Source organism: Streptomyces paradoxus (assembly GCF_014202475.1).
Classification (GTDB): Bacteria; Actinomycetota; Actinomycetes; order Streptomycetales; family Streptomycetaceae; genus Streptomyces; species Streptomyces paradoxus.
This window is the reverse complement of sequence record NZ_JACHGV010000016.1, coordinates 68,652-88,723: the sequence shown is the minus strand read 5'-3', so window position 1 is coordinate 88,723 and position 20,072 is coordinate 68,652. Positions and strand designations below refer to the sequence as shown.

Below are 20,072 nucleotides of genomic sequence, written 5' to 3'. Positions count from 1 at the left end.
TAGCGCCCTCGCCCCCTAAGCTCCTGCCATGACCACTTGGTACGTCCTCGTAGAAGAGGACACACGGGAGACCAAGTACGCCGACGGCGCGGAACTGAAGCTGCACCGCTGGAAGTTGGTGGCCACTCGGGGCATCGGCTCGACTGCGGAGGAGGCGGCCGCGGAAGCAGAGCGAATCGCTCTGCAGTACGTGCCGGCCGTGATCGCCAGGCATGCCAGACCTGGAGATCGGCCTGCCAGGCAGGCCTACCTCACCCCCGACGGCGCATGGGTGGTGTCCGTCAGGCAGCGCGGCCGGGAAGCCCATGTACGAGTGAGCGTCGCCCGACTGATGCACACGCAGGCGGAGAGCGAGGCCCCTCCTCCGAGTTGGAGGGAGAAGCTGCGCGAGGCCTTCTGACGCCCGGCCGACGACACGAGCCGGATGCCTGGCCTCCTGTGAGCGACGGTTTGATCTGCTTCTGAAGCACCCGATGGCAGCTCCGGCCGGCCCAGCCCGACGGCCCGGCCTGGGCCGAGGATGCACGGGCGGCCGGTCTCGACGCGCGGCTCTTGCGCGTCTGAAACACAGTTGTTGCCGCGGTCGCCCCGCGAAACGTCGGAGCGACACGATCCGGTTCCGCGTTTGCCGCGCCACGACCGACATCTCCAACTCAATTCCCAGATACCCCGATTCAAATGTTGCGGCGCACAACTGATGAATCTCCATTCATCACTGGCTTTCTGTGAGGGTTTCGAATCGGCCTGGTTGTTGGGCCACTATGCGGTCTGCACCAATTTCAGGCCCGGTCGGGCCGCCGCTCCGTAATCGCTTGCTGTGAAACCGGCACCGTCTACCCAGATTCCGTGCGACCACGTCGGCCCCCGATGTATGGGCACACATCCTCAACATGATGCCCGCATGAGCGTCAGGCGTGTGATGAAAGAGTGTGTGGGGAGGGTGGCTGATTCGTGCGCTGCCGACCTGCTGTTACGACACCGATCCGCTTGAAGTCCTTGATCTGAGCACATCAATGAGTCAGGTTCGAGGCGGATCCGATGCAGGTTCGGTTCCGAACTCCCAGACCCCCCACACCACCTGACGAGGAGAACCCTCACATGGCATCTCGCGCATTCACACACAGAATGCAGCTCCTCACTGCCACGGCTGTCGTCGTCACCCTGACGACCATCGGTACGGCCCATGCGCAAATAGCGCCCGAACCCGCCCCGGCAGAAGGCACCGTGTACGGCCTCGGTGCCAAGGGAGCCGTACCCGGCAGCTTCATCGTCACGATGGACGAGAAAGCGAACAAGTCCGCTCTTGCCAAGGAGTACGGCGGCAAGCTCCAGCGCACGTACACGACCGCCATCAACGGCTTCTCCGCCAACGGTCTTTCCTCGGCCGAGGCCAAGCGCCTCGCCGCGGACCCGGCGGTAGCCAAGGTCGTACAGGTCAAGAAGTTCAGCATCGACGCCACTCAGGACAACCCGCCCTCCTGGGGCCTCGACCGCCTGGACCAGGCCGACACGGCCGGCGACGCCAAGTACACCTACCCCGACGGCGCGGGCGAAGGCGTCACCGCGTACGTCATCGACACCGGTGTGAGGACCTCGCACAAGGACTTCGCGGGACGGGCCACTTCCGGCTTCGACGCCGTGGACAACGACAACGACGCCAGCGACGGCAACGGTCACGGCACCCACGTCGCCGGCACGATCGCCGGCACCGCCCACGGCGTCGCCAAGAAGGCGAAGATCGTCGCCGTCCGAGTGCTCGACGACAACGGGTCAGGAACGACCGAGCAGGTCATCGCAGGCATCGACTGGGTCGCCAAGAATCACCAGGGCCCGTCCGTCGCGAACATGAGCCTGGGCGGGGGCGCCGACCCGGCCATCGACGAAGCCGTCAAGAAGGCCATCGCCGCCGGTGTCACCTTCGGCGTCGCCGCCGGCAACGACTCCGCGGACGCCGGGCAGGGCTCCCCGGCCCGTGTCGCGGACGCCATCACCGTCGCCTCCTCGACCAAGGACGACAAGCAGTCCGACTTCTCGAACTTCGGCTCGGTCGTGGACATCTACGCCCCCGGCTCGGACGTCACCTCCGCCTGGAACGACAGCGATGAAGGCACCAAGACCATCTCGGGCACGTCCATGGCCACACCGCACGTCGTAGGCGCCGCGGCCGTCTACCTGGCGGGCCACAAGGACGCCACACCGGACCAGGTGGCCAAGGCCCTCACCGGCGGCGCCACTCCCGACAAGATCTCCAACCCCTCACAGGGCACCGCGAACAAGCTGCTCAAGATCGTCGAGTAGCCCCACGTGACCGGCGCCCACCGTACTGCCCTCACCGGGTTACGGTGGGCTCCGGCCGTAACCAGGACCGGCGCCCACCACGGACCGCCGACGGCGTGCACCCCCAGAATCAGCGGCGCGTCTCTCGGCGCTACCCCAGCCCTGGGCCACCAAGCCGCGGCGGGCGTCACCACGAAACCTCGCGGACATCGGCCCGGCTCTGTGGCCGGATCGTGGCGGTGATCTCCGACCGGTGGCGGCTCGCCGAGAACGTCACCGTGAGCGCCTGCGCCTCTGTCCGGCTCGTGCTCACCGTGAACCCCCGGTTCGGCACCGCCGAGATCAGGCACACCGCGTCGTCACCGAACCGCACGGTGGCCTTGCCCCCCTCGGACGGCACCGTGTAGACGCCTGCGCCGCCTTCCTCGCATCCCGAGCCGTCCGCGCCGGTCGGCGCGCCCGGGGCACTGGTGCGGACGGTGGGTGTCGGCGTGGGCGTCGGGCTGGGATCGGTCGCCGGCTCGCTGCTCCGGGGCGGCGGGCTGGGCCTGCGGCTGCTCGCCGACGGACTCGGGGAGGGTTTCGCGGTGGTGGGGCTGGGCCGCGGGGGCTTCAGGGGCTCACTCGGCGCGGACTGCGCGACCGGCGCGGTCGGCCGGGTCGACCCCACCACGAAGTGAATCGTGAGGATGACAGCGGTGACACTGGCTGCCGTGCAGGCCAGCCATATGATCAGGTAGCGCAGGAAGCGGGACACGACACCATAGTGACGGACCGGCTAACGTGCCTGCTCATGGCCTCCGTACTTGTCGTCGAGGACGACCCCGTCATCCGGGCCGCGCTGATCGAGGTCCTGACCGGGCACGGCTACGCGGTCAGGACCACCCACCAGGGTTTCGAGGCGCTGCGCGAGATCACCCAGAGCCCGCCGGACATCGTGGTGCTGGACCTGGGGCTGCCCGATCTCGACGGCCTCGACGTGCTGCGCATGATCCGGGGCATTTCCCGTGTGCCGGTCCTGGTCGCCACCGCCCGTGACGACGAGAGCGAGATCATTCGTTTGCTCAACGCGGGGGCCGACGACTACCTGGTCAAGCCGTTTTCCGGCGGCCAGCTCGCCGCCCGGCTCGCCGCCGTGCTGCGCCGATCCGTGCCCGCCGACGTACAGGCGGCCCGGCGGCCGGTCCTGCAGGTGGCAGACCTGCGCATCGACCCGACCGCGCGCACCGCGCACCTGGCCGGCCGGGAACTGCCCCTGACCCGCCGCGAGTTCGATCTGCTCGCCTACCTCGCCGCCCACGCCGACCAGGTCGTCACCCGGCAGCGCATACTCGCCGAGGTGTGGCAGCAGCCGTACGTCGAGGACCAGACGGTCGACGTCCACCTCTCCGCGCTCCGCCGCAAAATGGGCGAGAAGGCCCGAAAGCCCCGCTATCTGCGCACGGTTCGCGGCCTGGGTATCAAGTTGGTCAGCTCGCCATGAGACGTGCCCTCGCCGGGATCGCCCTGGCCGTCACCTCGATGGTGGCTCTGTCCTTCCTCATCCCCCTCGCCCTCCTCGTGCGCGAACAGGCACGGGACCGGGCCACCACGGCTGCCGAGCAGCGGGCGTCCGCCCTGTCCCCGGTGCTCGCCCTCACCACCCGGCGCGCCGACGTGCAGCAGGCGGTCGCCGAGCTCGGCTCCTCCGACCAGCTCGTCGTGCGTCTGCCCGACGGCAGCTTCGTCGGCACCCCGCACGCGCCCCGGGACGCGCTCGAGCGGGCCGTGCGCAGGCGCGAGACGCTGACCGTGGACACCGCCGGTGGCTGGGTCTACCTCCAGCCCGTCGTCCTGCAGGGCGACCGGGTCGCCGTCGTGGAAGCCTTCGTGCCCGCCGCAGACCTCACCCGGGGCGTGGCCGCGTCCTGGGGCGTCATGGCGCTGCTCGCGCTGGGTCTGGTCGGTGGTTCGGTACTCGTCGCCGACCGGCTCGGCGCCCGCGTCGTCCGGTCGTCGCGCAGTCTCAAACGCGCCTCACTGGCTCTCGGCTCCGGCGACCTGGACGTGCGTGTCCAACCCGACGGCCCGCCCGAACTGCAGGAGGCCGGTGCGGCGTTCAACACCATGGCCGACCGCGTCCTCGACCTGCTCGCCGTGGAACGCGAGCTGGTCGCCGACCTCTCGCACCGGCTGCGCACGCCGTTGACCGCCCTCTACCTGGAAGCCGACCGGATGGGGTCGACGCCCAGCGCCCGGCGGGTCGCGGAGGCGGCCGGCCAGCTGGAGAGCGAACTGGACTCGATCATCGCCGCGGCCCGTACACCGCTGGCGTCGGCGCGGCCGGCCCGTGCGGCGGCCGGCGCGGCGAAGGTGTGCGATGTCGCCGAGGTGGTCGCCATGCGTCTGGACTTCTGGTCGGTCCTCGCTGCCAAGCAAGGACGGCCCTACGAGCGCTCCCTCACGCCGCGATTGGTGCCCGTCGCCTTCCCCGAGGACGACCTCGCGGCCGTCGTCGATGCCCTGATCGGCAATGTGTTCCGGCACACCCCGGAGGGCACCGCCTTCGCCGTGCGCGTGGAGCGGGCGGATCGGCACGTGTTCCTCACGGTTGACGACGCCGGACCGGGCGTGGCGGACCCCGCCGCAGCGCTCACGCGGGGTGTGAGCGTCGGAGGTTCGACGGGGCTGGGCCTGGACATCGTGGCCCGCGCGTCCCGCGAGGCGGACGGCGAACTGACGATCACCCGGGCGCCCTTGGGCGGCGCCCGGGTGCGGGTGTCGTTCGTACTGGCTGACGCGGGCGGGGCCGGCGGCGGGGTGTGGTGAGCGGGGTCAGCGACCGGCGCCGAAGTTCTGCGTCCACCAGGGGCCGCCGTCGCCGAAGTGGACGCCCACTCCCAGCTCCTTGAAGGAGCAGTTGAGTATGTTCGCGCGGTGCCCGGGGCTGTTCATCCAGGACTTCATCACCGAGGCGGCGTCCGCCTGGCCCCGGGCTATGTTCTCGCCCAGGGTCGACCACTTGTACCCCGCGGCCTCGACCCGGGTCGTCATCGTCGAGCCGTCGGGGCCGGTGTGGGACATCACGCCGCTGCTCGCCATGACGTCGCTGTAGTCGTCGGCGGCCCGGGTGAGCCGGTCGTTCGCTGTGACCGGCGAGCAGTTCGCCGCGGCCCGCTCCTTGTTGACCAGCGCGAGTACCTGAGCCTCGGGCCCGCCATCGGACTCCGAACCCGATCCGGAGTCCGATCGGGTGCTGCCCGGCCGCAGGCCGCCGGAACCGCTCGCCGGCCCGCCGCCGCTGCTCTTCGCCGTCGTCCCCGCGGGTGCCTTCGACGCGGGGGCAGTCGTCTTCCGTGCGCGAGGGGTGGGGCTTGCCGATTGCTTCCGCTTCTCCTTCGGCTTCGCGCTCGGTGAGCTGCTCGCCGTGGTGCTCGGGCTCGCCGAAGCAGAGGCGAGCGGCGCCGCACTGCCGCCCGCGTCCCCGGCGCCCGGCGTCCTGTCCGTGCTGTTCGCGACCACGCGGTCCGACGCGTCGCCGTCCTCGCCGCTGACGACGGCCACGGTGATCCCGACGCCCGCGATCGCAGCGACGGCTCCCAGGGCCAGCGCGGGACCGCGCGTCTTCGGCCCACTGCGGGGGCGGGCGTGGAAGCGGGACGGGCGAGCGGCTCGGCGGGAACCCATGCAGGACACCTCGGTCTGTCGGTCGGCTGACTCGGCCCCATGCCCGGTGGCCGCGATCGCGGCCACCGGACCTGTGGGGGGTGTTCGAGAGCCTAGGACCAGGCCGGGGCGGAGAGCTCTGTTCGAAGGTCATCTTCAAGAAGCCTTAAGAGAGCCGCCAAAGTCCGCTGAGGAACGGGTTGGAAGCGTCCCGGCCTGTCATGCGCCAGCCTGGTATCCACGGTGCGCTCAACCAGACATGCAGGACACGCGGTGCCAGGAGATCCCCCCACCCCAGGGGCGCCCGTGAGCGGCAGCGCCGCGCTGCGGACCGCAGATGTATCCGAAGCCCGCATGACCGCTTCCTGGCTGCTGAAGGCGGCCACTGTTCGCCCCTTGACGGGGTGCGCAGTGTGCAGGGCCAGAGCCTTGGCGTCCTGCTGCGATCCAGGCGGATGCGGCTGCTCTTGGGACGGGTGGGCGTCCGGTTTCGATGCCGAGTCGGTTTGCGCAGGGGCGAACCTGGAATCAGACGCCCTGAACGTGATCAGGAGTGGTCGGGCATCCGTCAACGGGTCGAGGCCTCGGCGGCGCAGGCCGCCGGCGCCTCCAACTTCCGTTTGCTGTCCGTCCTCTCCATACTCGACACCGGCGTGTTCACCGAGGAGAAGGCAGGCCAAGGCCTTCCGCGCCCGCCTCGGTGCCTGAGCGGACTCACACAAAAGCCCCCGGCGATCTGCGGCCGGGAACTCCGGTGTTGGTGCCTGCCCTTCATGCGGCGGCGCTGATGAGCTTCTTGAAGTCGGCGTACATCTCGTCGGCCGCCGCCGCGTCCACGGAGGGGATGAAGGTGTCGAAGGGGAGGAAGGCGTGAATCAGCCCGGGGGTAGCGGTGCAGGAGTACCGTCACCCCGGCCGCGCGAAGGACCTCGGCATGAGTTCGCCACTCTGGAGCCCTCGTGACGTGCCGGGCACGCCCCGCATTCAGGGGTGTGTCACCAGGCCATCTCACCGTGACGGTCGCGGAAGGTTCCGGTCGGCCCGTCCGGCCCGATGGTGGCGAGTTCGACGATCGCGTCGGTGCCCTCGGTCACGGTCTGCGGGCCGCTGTGCCCGTTGAAGTCGGTCGCTGTGTAGCCCGGGTCGGCGGCGTTCACTTTCACATCCGGCCAGGACTTCGCGTACTGCGTGGTCAGCATGGTCACCGCGGCCTTCGACGCCGTGTAGAGCGGCGCGAGGTTCCTCGACTCGACGCGCTCGGCGTCGTGGGTGGCCGCGAACGACCCCATGCCGCTCGACACATTGACGATGACCGGGTGCGCGGATGTGCGCAGCAGCGGCAGGAACGCATGCGTGACCCGGACGATCCCCACGACATTGACTTCGAACACCTCGCTGGCATCAGTGGCTGTGATCTGGTCGGCGGGGTTGTGCGTCCCGAAAACACCCGCGTTGTTGATCAGGACGTCGATGCCGCCCTCGCGAGCCTCGATATGGGCGGCGGCAGCAGCCACCGATGCGTCGTCGGTCACGTCGATCTGGACGAAACGGGCCCCGAGTGCGTCGGCGGCCGCCTGACCTTGCTGTCCTGGACCCGCGCATGGTCACTCCTGATGGGCGACCCCAGCGCACGGACACACGACGAGCGCAACCTGGCACGGGCGGTCTTCGCCCCAGGGCCCAGCCGGCTCGCGTCCTGGCCCGTGCTCCAGGACGACGACGCCCTGAAACCCGCCCTCGTCGCCGACCTGCGCTCAGCTCTCATCGACTACCCCCGCGACCGCGGCCTGACCGAACTCGTAGAGGAGCTGCGCTCCACCAGCGCGGAGTTCGCCCGGCTGTGGGACGAAGGCACGGTCGGCCCGCACGTCTCGGCCCGCAAGACCGTCGTACACCCCCAGGTGGGTGAGGTGATCTGCGACGTGCTCACCGTCCCAGGCTGCGACATCCGACTCGTCGTCCACACGGTGGCCGCGGGTTCCACCGACGCGGAAAAGATGGAGTTCCTGCGGGTCACCAACGGCGTCCGCGCCGACGGCCCCACGCCTCCGGGGCCCGGCCTGTTCTCCACGCCGTAACGATCAGGCCGGCCGGATCTCGTCCAGCTGGCAGAGATCAGGTTTGCCAGTGAAAACGACCGCTCGCGGCCACTTCGACTCGGTGTACGGCTGCAGGAACTTACCGCATCCAACTTCGGCTCCGCCGCGTATCCGGCGGGCAGGTTAGGGCTGTCCACGGCGACGGTCAGCATCGACACGGGCAAGGGCCACGTCATGCCGTGATGCCTTCCACGCTGCTCACTGAGCGGATCAGACAATGGAGGGGCACTAAGCACATGCTGCCGCCGGGATCCCTGCGGCAGCAGCCTTCACCCGACCGAGGGTCAGCTGCGCACGGCGCCCACGTATCGCACGCTCGGGCCTCACTTCTCCACGACTGGTGTCATGCATCACTGGCGCAGAGGCTAGCCGCCGCGGCCGTACTGGTGCGTGTTGCGGTAGATGTTGCGCTGCCCACCGTGGCGGCGTCCTGCGGTCTTCTCGGTTCGCCGCAGGAGTACCTCATGGTCGGGCCGCTGGCATCCCCGTTGCGGCCATCTTTGCCCATGCTGGACTGGAGTTGAGGAATAGGCGGGATGAGTGTCGGGTGCCTGCGCGTCGGCGGTGCCGCGGCGCTGGGCCGTCACGGTGGTGGGGCCATGAGAGGGACGTCGGTGGGGGAGAGGTCGGTGCGGGTAGCCGGCACCGCGTTCGTATGCGTTCCCTGCGATATGCCCGGTGACCGCGAGCCAGGAAGGCTGAGGTCTCGACGCCGCTGCGTGCCATGGCGACCCCACCAGCCCAGCACCGCCGAGTCGTCCGTCGCGCGGCTGGATCCACCCGGCCACTACAGCTATCGGGGCTGGTTACACAGGAAGCAGCCTTCCCAATACGGGAGTCCGCTGAGGACGCGGTGACGCGTACACGACGCCCTCGCAGCACCGTCCGGTCCCGGGAAGTGGGGGTAAGGGCCGTTGCTGGTCGGCGGGGTGAAATATTCCACCATGATCCTGAAATGATCCAGGTAGTCATGCACGCGGGGCGGGTGGTAGCCCAACTCGCTCCAGCGATGCCCGCTCGCTGCGAGAGCCGTGACGCGCAGCACGAAGTCCTTGGACCGCGCGTGCTCGGACTCGCTGGTGCCCCAGTCGACCTCTTCCAGGTGGAAGCCGACCGCACCACGGCCCATCACGTTCTGGTCCTGCAAGATCAGTAGCGCTGCGAAGCGAAAGTCCCAGGCCTGGGATGCAAGATCGGACACAGCGAGCACCAGCACCTCAGTAAACGCCTCGGTGGCGCCGTTGGACAGATCCAGCTCTCGGTCTCCACCGGAGAAGATGTTCGCCACATGGCCACCGTACCGTCGGGCTACGCCCCTTCTTCGATGGCCTCGAATGGGGGCACATCGTTCGGGTGGAGGTCGGTGCGGGCGCGGTGCAGGCACCCACCTGACCGACGTGCCAGGCTCGATTTTCGTCGGGGCGCGCGTCTCACGCGGCGACTTCCTGGGCACCGTGCACCAGCGCACGAGGATGTCACCTCACCTGCACATGGCCCTGGTTGAGATCATCGGCGGGGCACCCGGTGGGCAGCAGTGGCCGCACAGCGACGACAAGCCGTCCACCAAGCAGCTCACCTACCGCAACCTCGGCACCGAGCCGGTCAGGCCCTGTCCGTCGACGCCTACTCGGTGGGCGGAAAGCCCGCCGCCGAAGGCCCGGTTCGGGACTTGTGTGATCCTACGGCGTGGCCGCGGGTTGTTCCCCCGAGCCACGGACGATCAGCCGGGTGGGAACGGTGATGGTGCGTGCCCGGGAGCGGTCGCCGTCGAGGCGGGCCAGGGAGGTGGCTGCGGCTTTGCGGCCGACTTCTGCGGGGTCCTGGGCGACGACGGTCAGAGCGGGCTCCAGTGCTTCGGCGAGGGACACGTCGTCGAAGGCGACGACGGCGACGTGCTTGCGTTTGCTGCGGGCGAGTTCGGCGACGACGCCGAGCGCCATGATGTTGTTCCCGGCGAACAGGGCCGTGGGGGGATCGGCCAGGCCGAGCAGGTGGGAGGTCGCGGCCTCGGCCCCCTGCTGGTCGTGCGCACTGGCGACCAGCGAGCGGTCGTAGGGGATGTCGGCCTCTTTCAGGGCCGCCCGGTATCCGGCGAGGCGTTCGCGGCGGGTGTAGAGCTTGACCGGCAGGTCGCCGACGAAGCCGATGCGGCGGTGTCCGTGGGCGATGAGGTGGGCGACGCCTTCGTGGGCTCCGGCGCGGTTGGAGCTGACGATGCTGTCCGTGGCGAGGCCCACCCCGGGCCGGTCGAGGAAGAGGACGGGCAGCCCCGCCGTGCGGTGGGGTTTGAGGCCGGAGTGGTCGGCGCCGACGGACGGTACGACGATCAGGATGCTGACGCGCCGGGCGAGGAACTGGGCGGTCAGGGCGTGTTCGCGTTCCGGGTCGTCGGCGGAGGAGCCCATGAGCAGGGTCAGTCCGCGGTTGCGGACGGTGTCCTCGATGCCGCGGGCCACGGCTGCGAAGAAGGGGTTGGCCAGGTCGGGGACGACCAGCCCTATGGTCGTGTCCGGGCCGCCGACGCGGATGTTGCGGGCCATGAGGTTGGGCTGGAAGCCCAGCTTGGCCACCGCGGCGAGCACCTGTTCCCGTGTCCGTGCCGAGGCGGGCCCGTCCTCGTTGAGGACCCGGGAGACCGTCTTGGCGCTGACTCCTACTTCTCGGGCGACATCGGCCAAGGTGGGGCGGCGGCTGGCTGCCATGGAGGAAACCGTCTCCTGGGTGCTCCCGGGTTGCCGGCCGCGGCCTCGGCCGGAACGTGCGAGAGCGGGGTTGCGTGGTCAGGTGGCCTGTACTCCGGCGGCCTTGGCGGCCTCGGAATCCGCTACGACAGTATCTCCAGCCGCATCGACGGTGAGCGCGCCGGTCATGATGGCCACGACCTCCGCCATGGAGTAGTCGGACGGCTTGATCACGGCGGCGCGCTTGCCCAGCCGGTGGACGTGGATCCGGTCGGCGATCTCGAAGACGTGCGGCATGTTGTGGCTGATCAGGACGACCGGCATGCCTTTGTCGCGGACGCGGCGAATGAGGTCCAGGACCTGGCCGGACTCCTTGACGCCGAGGGCGGCGGTGGGTTCGTCCATGACGACGACGCTGCGGGCCCAGGCGACCGCGCGGGCGACCGCGACGGCCTGCCGCTGTCCGCCCGAGAGCGTCTCGACCGACTGGGTCAGCGAGCGCAGGCCGATCTTCAGATCGGCCATGTGCTCCGCGGCCTCCTGACGCATGCGCTTCTTGTCGAGCATGCGCAACGCGCTGCCCAGGATGCCCGGGCGGCGTAGCTCGCGGCCGAGGAACATGTTCGAGGCGATGTCCATGGACGCCGCCACGGCGAGGTCCTGGTAGACCGTCTCGATGCCGTGGGCGCGGGCGCTCTGCGGGCCGGAGAACTGGATCGGTGTGCCGTTCAGGCGTATCTCGCCCTCGTCGGGCACCAGAGCGCCGGTGAGGGCCTTGATGAGGCTGGTCTTGCCGGCGCCGTTGTCGCCGATGACGGCGAGGACCTCGCCGGGCAGCAGGTCGAAGTCGGCGCCGTCGATGGCGGTGACCTGGCCGTAGCGCTTGACCAGACCGCGTGCCTGCAGCACGGGGGTTGCGGTGGTGGTGGTCATCGGGCCTTCCTCCGGGAGATCTGGTCGACGGTCACCGCGAGGATCACCAGGACACCGGTGATCAGGGTCTGGTAGATCGAGGCGACGCCCATCAGCTGGAGCCCGTTGCGGAAGACGCCGACGATCAGGACGCCGATGAACGTGCCCAGCACCGATCCGCGTCCGCCGAAGAGGCTGGTGCCGCCGAGGACCACGGCGGTGATGCTGTCGAGGTTGTCGGTCTGCCCGGCCTGCGGGTCACCGACGCCCGTGCGGGAGATGAGCAGCAGGGCGGCGATGCCATAGAGGACGCCGGCCGCGGTGTAGACGCCGATGGTCAGCCGGGAGGTGCGGATGCCGTTCAGCCGGGCCGCTTCCGGGCTGTTGCCCAGGGCGTAGACGTGCCGGCCCCAGCTGGTGCTGCTCAGCGCGTAGGCGAGGAGGAGGAACAGGGCGATGGTGACCAGCGAGCCGTAGGTGATGTCGGTCTTGCCGAGCGGGAAGGTCTGCCCGAGGGCCGTCAGCGGGCCGGGCAGGTTGCTGACGGTCTGCTCCTCGGAGTAGATGTGCGTCAGCGCGAAGGCCACGTTGAGCATGCCGAGGGTGACGATGAACGGCGGCAGCGGGATCTTCTGCACCAGTGCCCCGTTGAGCAGGCCGAAGCCACCGCAGACGGCCAGCCCCAGCGCGATCGCGGCCAGCGGTGGCAGGGAGCCCTCGGCGGCCATCTTGGCGATCACGATGCTGCCGAACGCCATCACCGCCCCGCAGGACAGGTCGATGCCGGCGGTGAGGATGATCAGGGTCTGGCCGATGGCCAGCGTGCCGACGACCATGACCTGCTGCACGATCAGCGAGAAGTTCCCGCCGGTGAGGAACTGGTCGGTCGAGACGGAGAAGAAGACACAGGCCAGCAGGAGGGCGACCAGCGGGCCGGTGGTCGGTTGCGTGAGCAGTCTGCGGACCGTGGTCGGCGCTTTGAGCTCCGCGTACGGCGTGGACGTGGAGGGTGGCGTGGACGTGGCAGTCATGCGAGGTCCTTGTCGAAAAGACAGAAGTCCGTGTCCGTCCCTTGAGGGCGGCAGGAGGACGAGGGGGCGGCCGTCCCGGGTCGGGGAGGTGGGTCCGGTCGCCCCGCTGAGGGGTGTCGAACGGCGGCTGCCACGGGGGCAGTCGGGGGCGGCGGCTCAGCCCCAGCAGTTGTCCAGGCCGTAGGCGGTGTCCTTGGATGCGACCCCGTCCTGCGCCTTGTCGGTGATCAGGGTGACACCGGTGTCGGTGTAACCCGACGCCTTCTTGCCGTCCTTGGCGTACGTCACGACGGCCTTGACGCCCTCGGCGGCCATCTTCAGCGGGTACTGCTGCGACGTCGCGGCGATCTTGCCGTCCTTGACGGCGCGGGTGCCGGTGCAGCCGCCGTCGACGGAGACGATCAGGACGTCCTTCTCCCGGCCCTTGCCCTTCAGCGCGGTGTACGCGCCCAGCGCGGCGGGCTCGTTGATGGTGTACACGACGTTGATGCCCGGTTCCTTCTGGAGGCAGTTCTCCATCGCCGTCTGGCCCTTGGACTGGTCGCCGCCGGTGTCCTGGGCGCAGGCGACGTCCTTGTCGGTGGCGCCGAAGCCCTTGAGGAAGCCGTTGTGGCGCTGAACGCCGACGGAGACGCCCGGCGCAAGGTCGAGGGCGGCTATCTTCGCGGTCTTGCCCTTCATCGCGGCCTTGGCGTACTCGCCGATCAGCTCGCCGGCCTTGAGGTTGTCGGTGGCGAACAGGGCGTCGACCGCGCTCTGCGGCTCCGTCGGGGTGTCCAAGGCGATGACCAGAACACCCTTGGCCTTGGCCTTCTCGATCGCGGGCACGATCGCCTTGGAGTCGCTGGGGGTGATCAGGATGCCCTTCACACCGGCGGCGACCATGTTCTCCATCGCGGTGACCTGCCCGGCGTTGTCACCGTCGAACTTGCCGGCCGCCGTCATCAGCTTGACGCCTTCGGCCTTCGCGGTCTTCTCCGCGCCCTCCTTCATCTTGACGAAGAACGGGTTGGTGTCGGTCTTGGTGATGAGGCCGACCTTGACCTCGCCCGAGCCGGTGCTCGTGCTGCCCGATCCCGATCCGGATCCACAGGCGGTCAGGGCGAGCGCTGCGACACCCGTGCAGGCAGCGGCTCTGAGCAAGGAGGAGGGCAGACGAGAGGTGCGTGACATGGACGACTCCTGCGGGATGTCGGGCGGGTGGCCGGCAGCGGGGCCTGCCGTTCCGCGATGTCAACGTTGACTGATGTCATCGTTGACACTGCTTGGCGAGGATGATGGACTCCCTTCCCCGGCAACGTCAATGCCCTGCACTCGTCACAAATCGGCAACGCCCCCCGGCTGCGTCCGCACGTCCCGCCTGCCCCGCGACGCCTGGCACGCACGCGCGCCGAGGCGGCCCCCCGCCCCGAAGCCGCTCGCCGGCCTGCCCGGTTCATGCCCGTTTCCGCTCCGCGTCCCGCGCGTTCCCGAGAAGAGCAGCCCATGAGCCCGCCCCAGATCACGGTCCTGGGCGAATGCGTCGCCGACGCCTTCACCGAACCCGCACCTGCCCGCAACGAACTCGCCCTGCGCGTCCTGCCGGGCGGCGGACCCGCCAACACAGCCCTGGCCCTGGCCCGGCTGGGCACCCCGGCCCGCCTTCTCGCCCGGCTGTCCGGCGACGTGTTCGGCCGCCTCTTCCGGGCCCACCTCACGGCATCCGGCGTGGACCTCTCGCACGCCGTCGAGGCCGCCGAGCCCAGCACGCTCGCCGTCGCCGAACTGGATGCCCACGGCCAGGCCGCGTTCTCCTTCCACGCCCAGGACACCGCCGACTGGCAGTGGACCGGCGCGGAACTGGCCGGCGCCGACCTGGCCGACACCGCCTGTGTGCACACCGGGTCCCTGGCCCTGGTCAGACAACCCGGAGCGGCGGCGGTGGAGGACTTCCTGGCAGCGGCCGCCCCCCAAACCACCATCAGCATCGACCCCAACGTCCGCCCGCTCCTGGTACACCCCGAGGCCTACCGCGCCCGTCTGGCCCACTGGTGCGGCCTCGCGGACGTGCTGCGGCTGAGCGAGGACGACCTGGACCTCCTCCTGCCCGGAACACCGCCCGAGCAGGCGTGCGACACCTGGCATGCGGCAGGGGCGCGCCTCGTCGTGATCACACGCGGCGTCGACGGCGCCCTGGCCTCACTCGACGGAGAGCGGGTCCACGTGCCCGCGGTGGCGACACCCGTCGTCGACACGGTCGGCGCGGGGGACTCCTTCACCGCAGGCCTGCTGCACCACCTCGGCACCCACCAACTCCTCGGCGGCAGACTGACGGACCTGCGCCTCGCCGACGTCGAGGCCGCCTGCCTGTTCGCCGTGCAAGTCGCCGCCCTGACCTGCTCGGCGGCCGGACCCAACCCGCCCTGGCAGCACCAGTTGGCGCAGCCCACGCCGGACACCCCCGCGGCCCTGCACCTCGACCCCACCCACTGAACCCCTCGGACACGGACAGACAACGACAAGGACGAAACCATGACGAAAACCCTGCTCGCCGAATTCACCGCCCGAAAGGGAGCGGAGGACGAGGTCACCCGCCTCATCCGGGAGTACGCCCTGAAAGTGCGCGAAGAGGAAGGCAACCTGGCCTTCGACGTCTACACCAAGACGGCCAACCCCCGCGCCTACTGGATCTTCGAGGCCTACCGCGACGAAGACGCCTTCCGGACACACCTGAACGCCCCCTACGGCGCCCCCTTCAACGCCGCCCTCACCCCGCTGATCGAGGAAGACGCCTCCGTGCTCACGTTCCTCGAGGAGATCGACCGCGCATGAATGCACCCGACCGCCCACGGCACCACCGCTAACGCGCGCGAGGTGATGACAGCCGACGACGTGGTGTCCGTCCTCGCCGTACTGCGCAACGCCGGTGCCGACATCTGGATCGGCGGTGGCTGGGGCATCGACGCCCTGGTCGGCGAACGACCCGGCTCCACCGCGATCTGGACCCGATGCACCGCAATGACCAGGAAGCGGCCGTCGTGGCGGCTCTCGCGGAGTGCGGTTCGTCGTCACCGATCGTCCCGACCGGGAGATCGATCTGCACCCTCTGCTCTTCGCCGCGGACGGATCCGCCGAGCAGGCATCACCCGACCACGAGCACCCCTTCACCTATCCGGCCTCACGCTTCGTCACCGGCACGATCCTCGGGGCCACCGTCCCGTGCCTGTCGCCCCAGCAGCAGGTCTCCTTCCACCAGGGCTACGAAACCCGCCGATCACGACCGCCACGACATGACCCGGCTCCGGCAGATGTTCGGGATCACCACCCACTTCTGACCAGTCTTCCTGCCGCACGCCGCTCCCTCGAACGCCTGCATGGCCACAAGCCGCGCGCCGGAAGCCGCTCCCGGCCGACCGGCGCACGGCCCCACCCCGTCACCGCCAGACAGACCTGACCTGCCACGCGCGCAAGACGTCGAGCGTGGCGGCGCCTCCCTCGGCGAACACCTCGACGCCGCTGCTGCAGGGGTCGGGGAAACCTGGTCGGTGATCACTGCCTCGCCGCCGCCGAAGACCTCGACGGACGACCAGTCGACGAGGATGCGCAGCTGACCTCGCCGATCTCGGCCTTCAGGGGCGCGGTCTGCACGCCGGGGAAGGTGCTGGCCCCCCCATGCCGACGGCCGGGGTCGAATGACGGTGCCAATGCTGCGCAGCTGACTGTGCCCGGGTGTTCCGGCCGACTGGTTCCACGACTGGCCAAAAGACGGTGTCACGCCCGTTTCCCGATCTGACCTACCTGCGCTACAGCACGGGGGCCGACGAGCAACTAACTCCGGTGCCCAGTGGACTCCAGCATCCATTCCTGAGCCCATCGGAGTCCGTGGTGGGCGAGTTGCTGGAGTTTGTCGGGGGTGAGTTTGGCGCGCCGTACTGTGCCAGGGGCCGCAATGCCCCGCTCGAAGGCCCCTGAGGCCGCCTTGGAGGCCGTCGTGAGTGCTTCTGGCTCCGGCACCGGCACGACGCCGAGTTGCTCCAGGAGCTCGCGCTGCCGGTCCGTCAGGCCCTCCCAGACCTTCGGCTTGCGCTGCCGGGCGAGCCACTTTCCGATGTCCCTTTCCGCGGCAGCGGGCTGTACGAGTCACGCCTGGGGGTGAACAAGACCACGGTGCACCGCTGGATGCGCAGCGAGACCCTGCCCATGCCGGACAAGCTCAAGGAGTTCCGCGAGAACTACAACACTGCAGTGAAAGGCCTCGATGGGTACTCACCCATCGGCGATGACGAGCGCGACCGGGCCTTGGCTCTGCTGCACAGAGCCAGGCAGGAACAGCGCCGCGCCAGGACAGCTGAAGCCAGGCGCCGGCAGCGGCAGGCTGCAATGCACGCCGCAGCCCGGACTCTCACCGAGCGTGACACGGCACTCGCCGAGTAGAGGGATGAACTGACGGCCCTGCTGGAACCGCCTGGCCGCGCTGGAAATGAGCAAGGCCAACCGCGACGCCGCCGACGCGGTCGTGGGGGAAGCCATCACCACCGTCGAGCAGGCCCACGCACGGTTCCACCAGGGCGCGTCCGACCCGGGCCAGATCGCCCGCCGGGCTCGTCAGCAGGAGGTGATCGAGCCGACTCCAGGCAGCCACACGAGAGGCGACAGGTATCGGCGCGGGCATGTCGTCGGCTGAGCGTGGGCAATGCTGAAGTATGGCTACGGATGGTGGCGTTGCGGCCGGAGTACAGGTCTGCTCTCTCAAGGTCGATACACCTCAGCTGATCTCGCCGGGGACCGCGTACAAGGTGGTCCGGTTCCCCTTTGGAGCGGCGGAATCGACGGACCGATTCGAGATGCACCAGGCCGTCCAGCCGGACGGCTATGTGGTGAGTGACTGGGCGACAGACGACCGTAGCGGCCTGATCTGGCCGTCTAAAGCCGGCTGGGGCCATCTGCACGCGATGATCCAGTGGGAGTCCGCCAGCGGCACGGCCGGCTACACCGAGCTGCGCGACCAGTACGTCCGTGACCCGCTGGGCCTGACGCCCAATCCCAACGACACCACAGCGACCGAGCACCGCACGCCGACGCCCGGCGGCCAGTACTACGTCAAGAACCATGGCGTCTTCGTTGTCCCGGGGACCCCGGTTGCGCTCCGTGTTACGCACAACGACGCCACCCCGCGTCTGTTGACCCTCGCCGAGTTCAAGCTCGTCATCCACGATGCCGCCTAGGGCGTGTTTTGAGCGGGGCTTGGTGCTGCACCTGATGCCGTGATGATCTCGGTGTGGGACGTGGGGATCTCTCGGATGAGCAGTGGGCAGTGCTGGAACCGCTGTTGCCTGTCGCGCAGGTAGGCAGGCCGTCAGCGTGTCGGCGGAGGCTGATCGACGAGGTCCGCTGGCAGGTGCGGACGGGCGCCCCATGGAGGGACCTGCCGGTGGAGTACGGGCCGTGGCAGACGGTCTACGGGCTGTTCCGCCGCTGGCAACGCACCGGCGTCTGGGGAACAGTGCTGACCGGACTGCAGGCCAGGGCCGATGCCTGCGGGCTGATCACGTGGGAGGTGAATGTCGACTCCACGATCTGCCGGGCTCACCAGCACGCGGCCGGCGCCCGCCGGGACGGGCAGACCCAGAAAGAGCCGCCCGGCGGGATCCTCGCCGAGCCGGACGACCACGCGCTCGGCCGGTCCCGGGGCGGCTTGACCACCAAGATTCATCTGGCCTGCGAACAAGGTCAACGCCCTTTGTCGTTGCTGGTCACGGCAGGGTAGCGGGGTGACAGCCCGCAGTTCGTGGCCGTGCTGCAGGGCATCCGCGTGCCCCGGCTCGGGGCGGGGCGACCGCGCAGACGGCCGCTGGGTCCGGGGTGACAAGGCGTACCCATCGCGCGCCAACCGCGCCTACTTACGCCGACGTGGGATCCGGCCACCATCGCGGAACCGGCCGACCAGGCCGGCCACCGCAGACGCAGCGGCAGCCACGGCGGGCGCCCGCCGACCTTCGACCGCGACGACCACAACGGGCGCCCGCCGACCTTCGACCGCGACGACCACAACGCCCGGCACGCGGTCGAGTGCGGCATCAACCGACTCAAGCGCAACCGGGCAGTGGCCACCCGGTTCGACAAGCTCGCCGTCCGCTTCGAGGCCACCGTCCACATCGCCGCCATCAACGAATGGCTGTGACCTGGCGAGGCAGGCCTCACCGCATGCCATCCTGACGGCGGCAACCCGCAGCACGTCGGCACAAGGGAGACAGCGGCGGACCAATGGCGGCTGAGTACTACTGCGCCGACAGCGAGAACGGCCACCACATCGACGACCCGTCCGAGGACGCCCTGTTCGACCTGATCAGTGAACTGAACGACGCGGACAACACGTTCATCGTCATCCAGCCCGACCAGGGCGACCCCGCATGGTTCGCCTCCGTGGCCGTCCTCGACGAAGGCGGCTACGAGATCGTCCGCCGCGACACCACCTGCCGCGAACACGAGGTCACCACCCACACCAGCATCGGCCGGGGTGCAGTTGACGGGTTGCGGCTCGTCAACGGATGTCGGCAGCAGTAGGCCGAGAGCACCCGCCGCCGTTGTGAAGGCGGCGGCGGAAGGGGTCAGTGAACCGGCGGCCTGGTCGCGCTGGCGCACTGGCGCGGGGCGTGGCCTGGCGGAGGGGTCGCCTCCGGGGGGTGTGCCGTGGTGTGGGCGTCCAGCCACGACAGCACCCGGGTGAGTACGTCGTCACCGTCGAGGTCGTGCAGGAGTCGTGCTGGCCGCCTGCCACCAGGTGCAGCGTCTTGTCGGCGGTGGGCAGCAGAGCGGCGAGCCGGCGGCTTTGGCCGTGGTCGGTGGAGGTGTCGGCGGTGCCGTGCACGAGGAGGCATGGGGTGTGCCAGTGGTGCGGTGCCCGTTCCCAGACGTCGGCGGCCACGTGCAGGGCGGTGGCCGCCAGCTTCAGCGGTACCCGGCCGTTGTGGATCAGCGGGTCGAGCGCGGTGCTCCGTCTCTGTTCGGGCAGGCGCGTCAGATCAGCCGGCGGTGCCTTCTTCAGCGGCGCGGGCACGGCGGGCATCAGCCGGGCGCACAGGTCCATGGCGGCGCGGGCGGGCCCGGGCAGCGAGGGCGGCAGGGACGGTGCGAGCAGTACCACCCCGCCCACGCCCGTGGGATCGGCCAGGGTGCTGCCCGCCGTCACCAGCGCGCCGAGGGAATGCCTGATCAGCAGGACGGGAAGCGTGGAGCGTGCCCCGCATGATGGACCGCAGGCGACGGTGGTCCGTCACCGCTCGGCGGATGTCGGCCAGCCCGCGCCGGCCGGGGGAGCGTCCGTGGCCGTGCAGGTCCATCGCCCACACCTCGTACCCCTGGTGGGTCAGGTGCACGATGAACTCGTGGTGCTGGTGCACGAAGCGCCCGGCGTACTCGGCGAAGCCGTGCTACAGCTGCACCATCGC

General features: G+C 69.6%; 20 protein-coding genes and 5 pseudogenes. 15 read left to right on the top strand and 10 right to left on the bottom strand.

Annotation, left to right across the window (positions count from 1 at the left end; translation table 11 throughout):
- Window positions 1-28: 28 nt before the first annotated feature.
- The 6 genes from HNR57_RS35270 to HNR57_RS35245 all read left to right on the top strand — a co-directional run bounded on the left by HNR57_RS35270 (window position 29) and on the right by HNR57_RS35245 (window position 5,085).
- Window positions 29-400, top strand: coding sequence for a hypothetical protein (locus tag HNR57_RS35270; RefSeq protein WP_184566744.1), 372 nt, complete (start codon window positions 29-31; stop codon window positions 398-400).
- A gap of 698 nt (window positions 401-1,098) precedes the next feature.
- Window positions 1,099-2,298: a S8 family peptidase gene (locus tag HNR57_RS35265; RefSeq protein ID WP_184566742.1), complete on the top strand. Its 1,200-nt coding sequence runs from the start codon at window positions 1,099-1,101 to the stop codon at window positions 2,296-2,298.
- Between the two features lie 218 nt (window positions 2,299-2,516).
- Complete coding sequence (locus HNR57_RS39260; protein ID WP_221343401.1) at window positions 2,517-2,684, top strand: hypothetical protein; 168 nt, start codon at window positions 2,517-2,519, stop codon at window positions 2,682-2,684.
- Between the two features lie 72 nt (window positions 2,685-2,756).
- Window positions 2,757-2,957: a hypothetical protein gene (locus HNR57_RS39255; RefSeq protein WP_221343400.1), complete on the top strand. Its 201-nt coding sequence runs from the start codon at window positions 2,757-2,759 to the stop codon at window positions 2,955-2,957.
- A gap of 113 nt (window positions 2,958-3,070) precedes the next feature.
- Complete coding sequence (locus tag HNR57_RS35250; protein ID WP_030235570.1) at window positions 3,071-3,760, top strand: response regulator transcription factor; 690 nt, start codon at window positions 3,071-3,073, stop codon at window positions 3,758-3,760.
- A complete protein-coding gene (locus tag HNR57_RS35245; protein ID WP_184566738.1) occupies window positions 3,757-5,085 on the top strand; it encodes a sensor histidine kinase in 1,329 nt (442 codons plus the stop codon). The genes HNR57_RS35250 and HNR57_RS35245 overlap by 4 nt, the downstream gene beginning before the upstream one ends.
- Window positions 5,086-5,091: 6 nt before the next feature.
- Here HNR57_RS35245 and HNR57_RS35240 read toward each other — a convergent pair whose 3' ends face one another.
- Window positions 5,092-5,943: a CAP domain-containing protein gene (locus HNR57_RS35240; RefSeq protein WP_184566736.1), complete on the bottom strand. Its 852-nt coding sequence runs from the start codon at window positions 5,941-5,943 to the stop codon at window positions 5,092-5,094.
- A 974-nt stretch (window positions 5,944-6,917) separates the two neighbouring features.
- Window positions 6,918-7,508: pseudogene (locus HNR57_RS35235) on the bottom strand (SDR family NAD(P)-dependent oxidoreductase); the annotation flags it as partial.
- A 27-nt stretch (window positions 7,509-7,535) separates the two neighbouring features.
- Here HNR57_RS35235 and HNR57_RS35230 point away from each other — a divergent pair.
- Entirely contained in the window at window positions 7,536-8,000 is a 465-nt protein-coding gene (locus HNR57_RS35230) for an MmyB family transcriptional regulator (RefSeq protein ID WP_246555276.1), read from the top strand.
- Between the two features lie 814 nt (window positions 8,001-8,814).
- Here HNR57_RS35230 and HNR57_RS35225 read toward each other — a convergent pair.
- The 5 genes from HNR57_RS35225 to HNR57_RS35205 form a co-directional block, all read right to left on the bottom strand.
- Window positions 8,815-9,309 carry a hypothetical protein gene (locus tag HNR57_RS35225; protein ID WP_184566734.1) on the bottom strand — a complete coding sequence of 165 codons (495 nt, stop codon included), beginning with the start codon at window positions 9,307-9,309 and terminating at the stop codon, window positions 8,815-8,817.
- 391 nt (window positions 9,310-9,700) lie between these two features.
- A complete protein-coding gene (locus HNR57_RS35220) occupies window positions 9,701-10,723 on the bottom strand; it encodes a LacI family DNA-binding transcriptional regulator (RefSeq protein ID WP_184566732.1) in 1,023 nt (340 codons plus the stop codon).
- 78 nt (window positions 10,724-10,801) lie between these two features.
- The gene (locus HNR57_RS35215; protein ID WP_184566730.1) at window positions 10,802-11,635 is read right to left on the bottom strand and encodes an ATP-binding cassette domain-containing protein; all 834 of its coding nucleotides are present in this window, start codon (window positions 11,633-11,635) and stop codon (window positions 10,802-10,804) included.
- Complete coding sequence (locus tag HNR57_RS35210) at window positions 11,632-12,645, bottom strand: ABC transporter permease (RefSeq protein ID WP_184566728.1); 1,014 nt, start codon at window positions 12,643-12,645, stop codon at window positions 11,632-11,634. Before HNR57_RS35210 ends, HNR57_RS35215 begins: the two co-directional genes overlap by 4 nt.
- Before the next feature lie 156 nt (window positions 12,646-12,801).
- The gene (locus tag HNR57_RS35205) at window positions 12,802-13,818 is read right to left on the bottom strand and encodes a sugar ABC transporter substrate-binding protein (RefSeq protein WP_184566726.1); all 1,017 of its coding nucleotides are present in this window, start codon (window positions 13,816-13,818) and stop codon (window positions 12,802-12,804) included.
- 312 nt (window positions 13,819-14,130) lie between these two features.
- Between HNR57_RS35205 and HNR57_RS35200 the strand changes: the two genes are divergently transcribed.
- From HNR57_RS35200 to HNR57_RS40065, 3 genes and pseudogenes are all read left to right on the top strand, one after another.
- Window positions 14,131-15,117, top strand: a complete 987-nt coding sequence (locus tag HNR57_RS35200) for a carbohydrate kinase family protein (RefSeq protein WP_184566724.1) — start codon at window positions 14,131-14,133, stop codon at window positions 15,115-15,117.
- Window positions 15,118-15,156: 39 nt separating this feature from the next.
- Window positions 15,157-15,456 (top strand): putative quinol monooxygenase, encoded by a 300-nt coding sequence (locus HNR57_RS35195; protein WP_184566722.1) that lies wholly within the window; start codon window positions 15,157-15,159, stop codon window positions 15,454-15,456.
- A 45-nt stretch (window positions 15,457-15,501) separates the two neighbouring features.
- Window positions 15,502-15,959: pseudogene (locus tag HNR57_RS40065) on the top strand (nucleotidyltransferase domain-containing protein).
- A gap of 99 nt (window positions 15,960-16,058) precedes the next feature.
- Here HNR57_RS40065 and HNR57_RS35190 read toward each other — a convergent pair.
- Window positions 16,059-16,305: pseudogene (locus tag HNR57_RS35190) on the bottom strand (glycoside hydrolase family 32 C-terminal domain-containing protein); the annotation flags it as partial.
- Window positions 16,306-16,653: 348 nt separating this feature from the next.
- Between HNR57_RS35190 and HNR57_RS35185 the strand changes: the two are divergent.
- The 5 genes and pseudogenes from HNR57_RS35185 (at window position 16,654) to HNR57_RS35165 (ending at window position 19,188) form a co-directional block, all read left to right on the top strand.
- Window positions 16,654-17,058, top strand: a complete 405-nt coding sequence (locus HNR57_RS35185; protein ID WP_184566720.1) for a hypothetical protein — start codon at window positions 16,654-16,656, stop codon at window positions 17,056-17,058.
- A 46-nt stretch (window positions 17,059-17,104) separates the two neighbouring features.
- Window positions 17,105-17,308, top strand: coding sequence for a hypothetical protein (locus tag HNR57_RS35180; protein WP_184566718.1), 204 nt, complete (start codon window positions 17,105-17,107; stop codon window positions 17,306-17,308).
- A 19-nt stretch (window positions 17,309-17,327) separates the two neighbouring features.
- Window positions 17,328-17,849 carry a hypothetical protein gene (locus HNR57_RS35175; RefSeq protein ID WP_184566716.1) on the top strand — a complete coding sequence of 174 codons (522 nt, stop codon included), beginning with the start codon at window positions 17,328-17,330 and terminating at the stop codon, window positions 17,847-17,849.
- A 53-nt stretch (window positions 17,850-17,902) separates the two neighbouring features.
- Window positions 17,903-18,805: pseudogene (locus HNR57_RS35170) on the top strand (IS5 family transposase).
- 83 nt (window positions 18,806-18,888) lie between these two features.
- Window positions 18,889-19,188, top strand: a complete 300-nt coding sequence (locus HNR57_RS35165) for a hypothetical protein (protein WP_184566714.1) — start codon at window positions 18,889-18,891, stop codon at window positions 19,186-19,188.
- Here the strand turns inward: HNR57_RS35165 and HNR57_RS39250 are convergent.
- Together HNR57_RS39250 and HNR57_RS41015 are read right to left on the bottom strand one after the other, a co-directional pair.
- A complete protein-coding gene (locus HNR57_RS39250; RefSeq protein ID WP_221343418.1) occupies window positions 19,166-19,843 on the bottom strand; it encodes a serine aminopeptidase domain-containing protein in 678 nt (225 codons plus the stop codon). The two genes, HNR57_RS35165 and HNR57_RS39250, sit on opposite strands and share 23 nt — an antisense overlap.
- A 40-nt stretch (window positions 19,844-19,883) precedes the next feature.
- A pseudogene (locus HNR57_RS41015) lies at window positions 19,884-20,042 on the bottom strand (serine aminopeptidase domain-containing protein); the annotation flags it as partial.
- Between the last annotated feature and the right edge of the window lie 30 nt (window positions 20,043-20,072).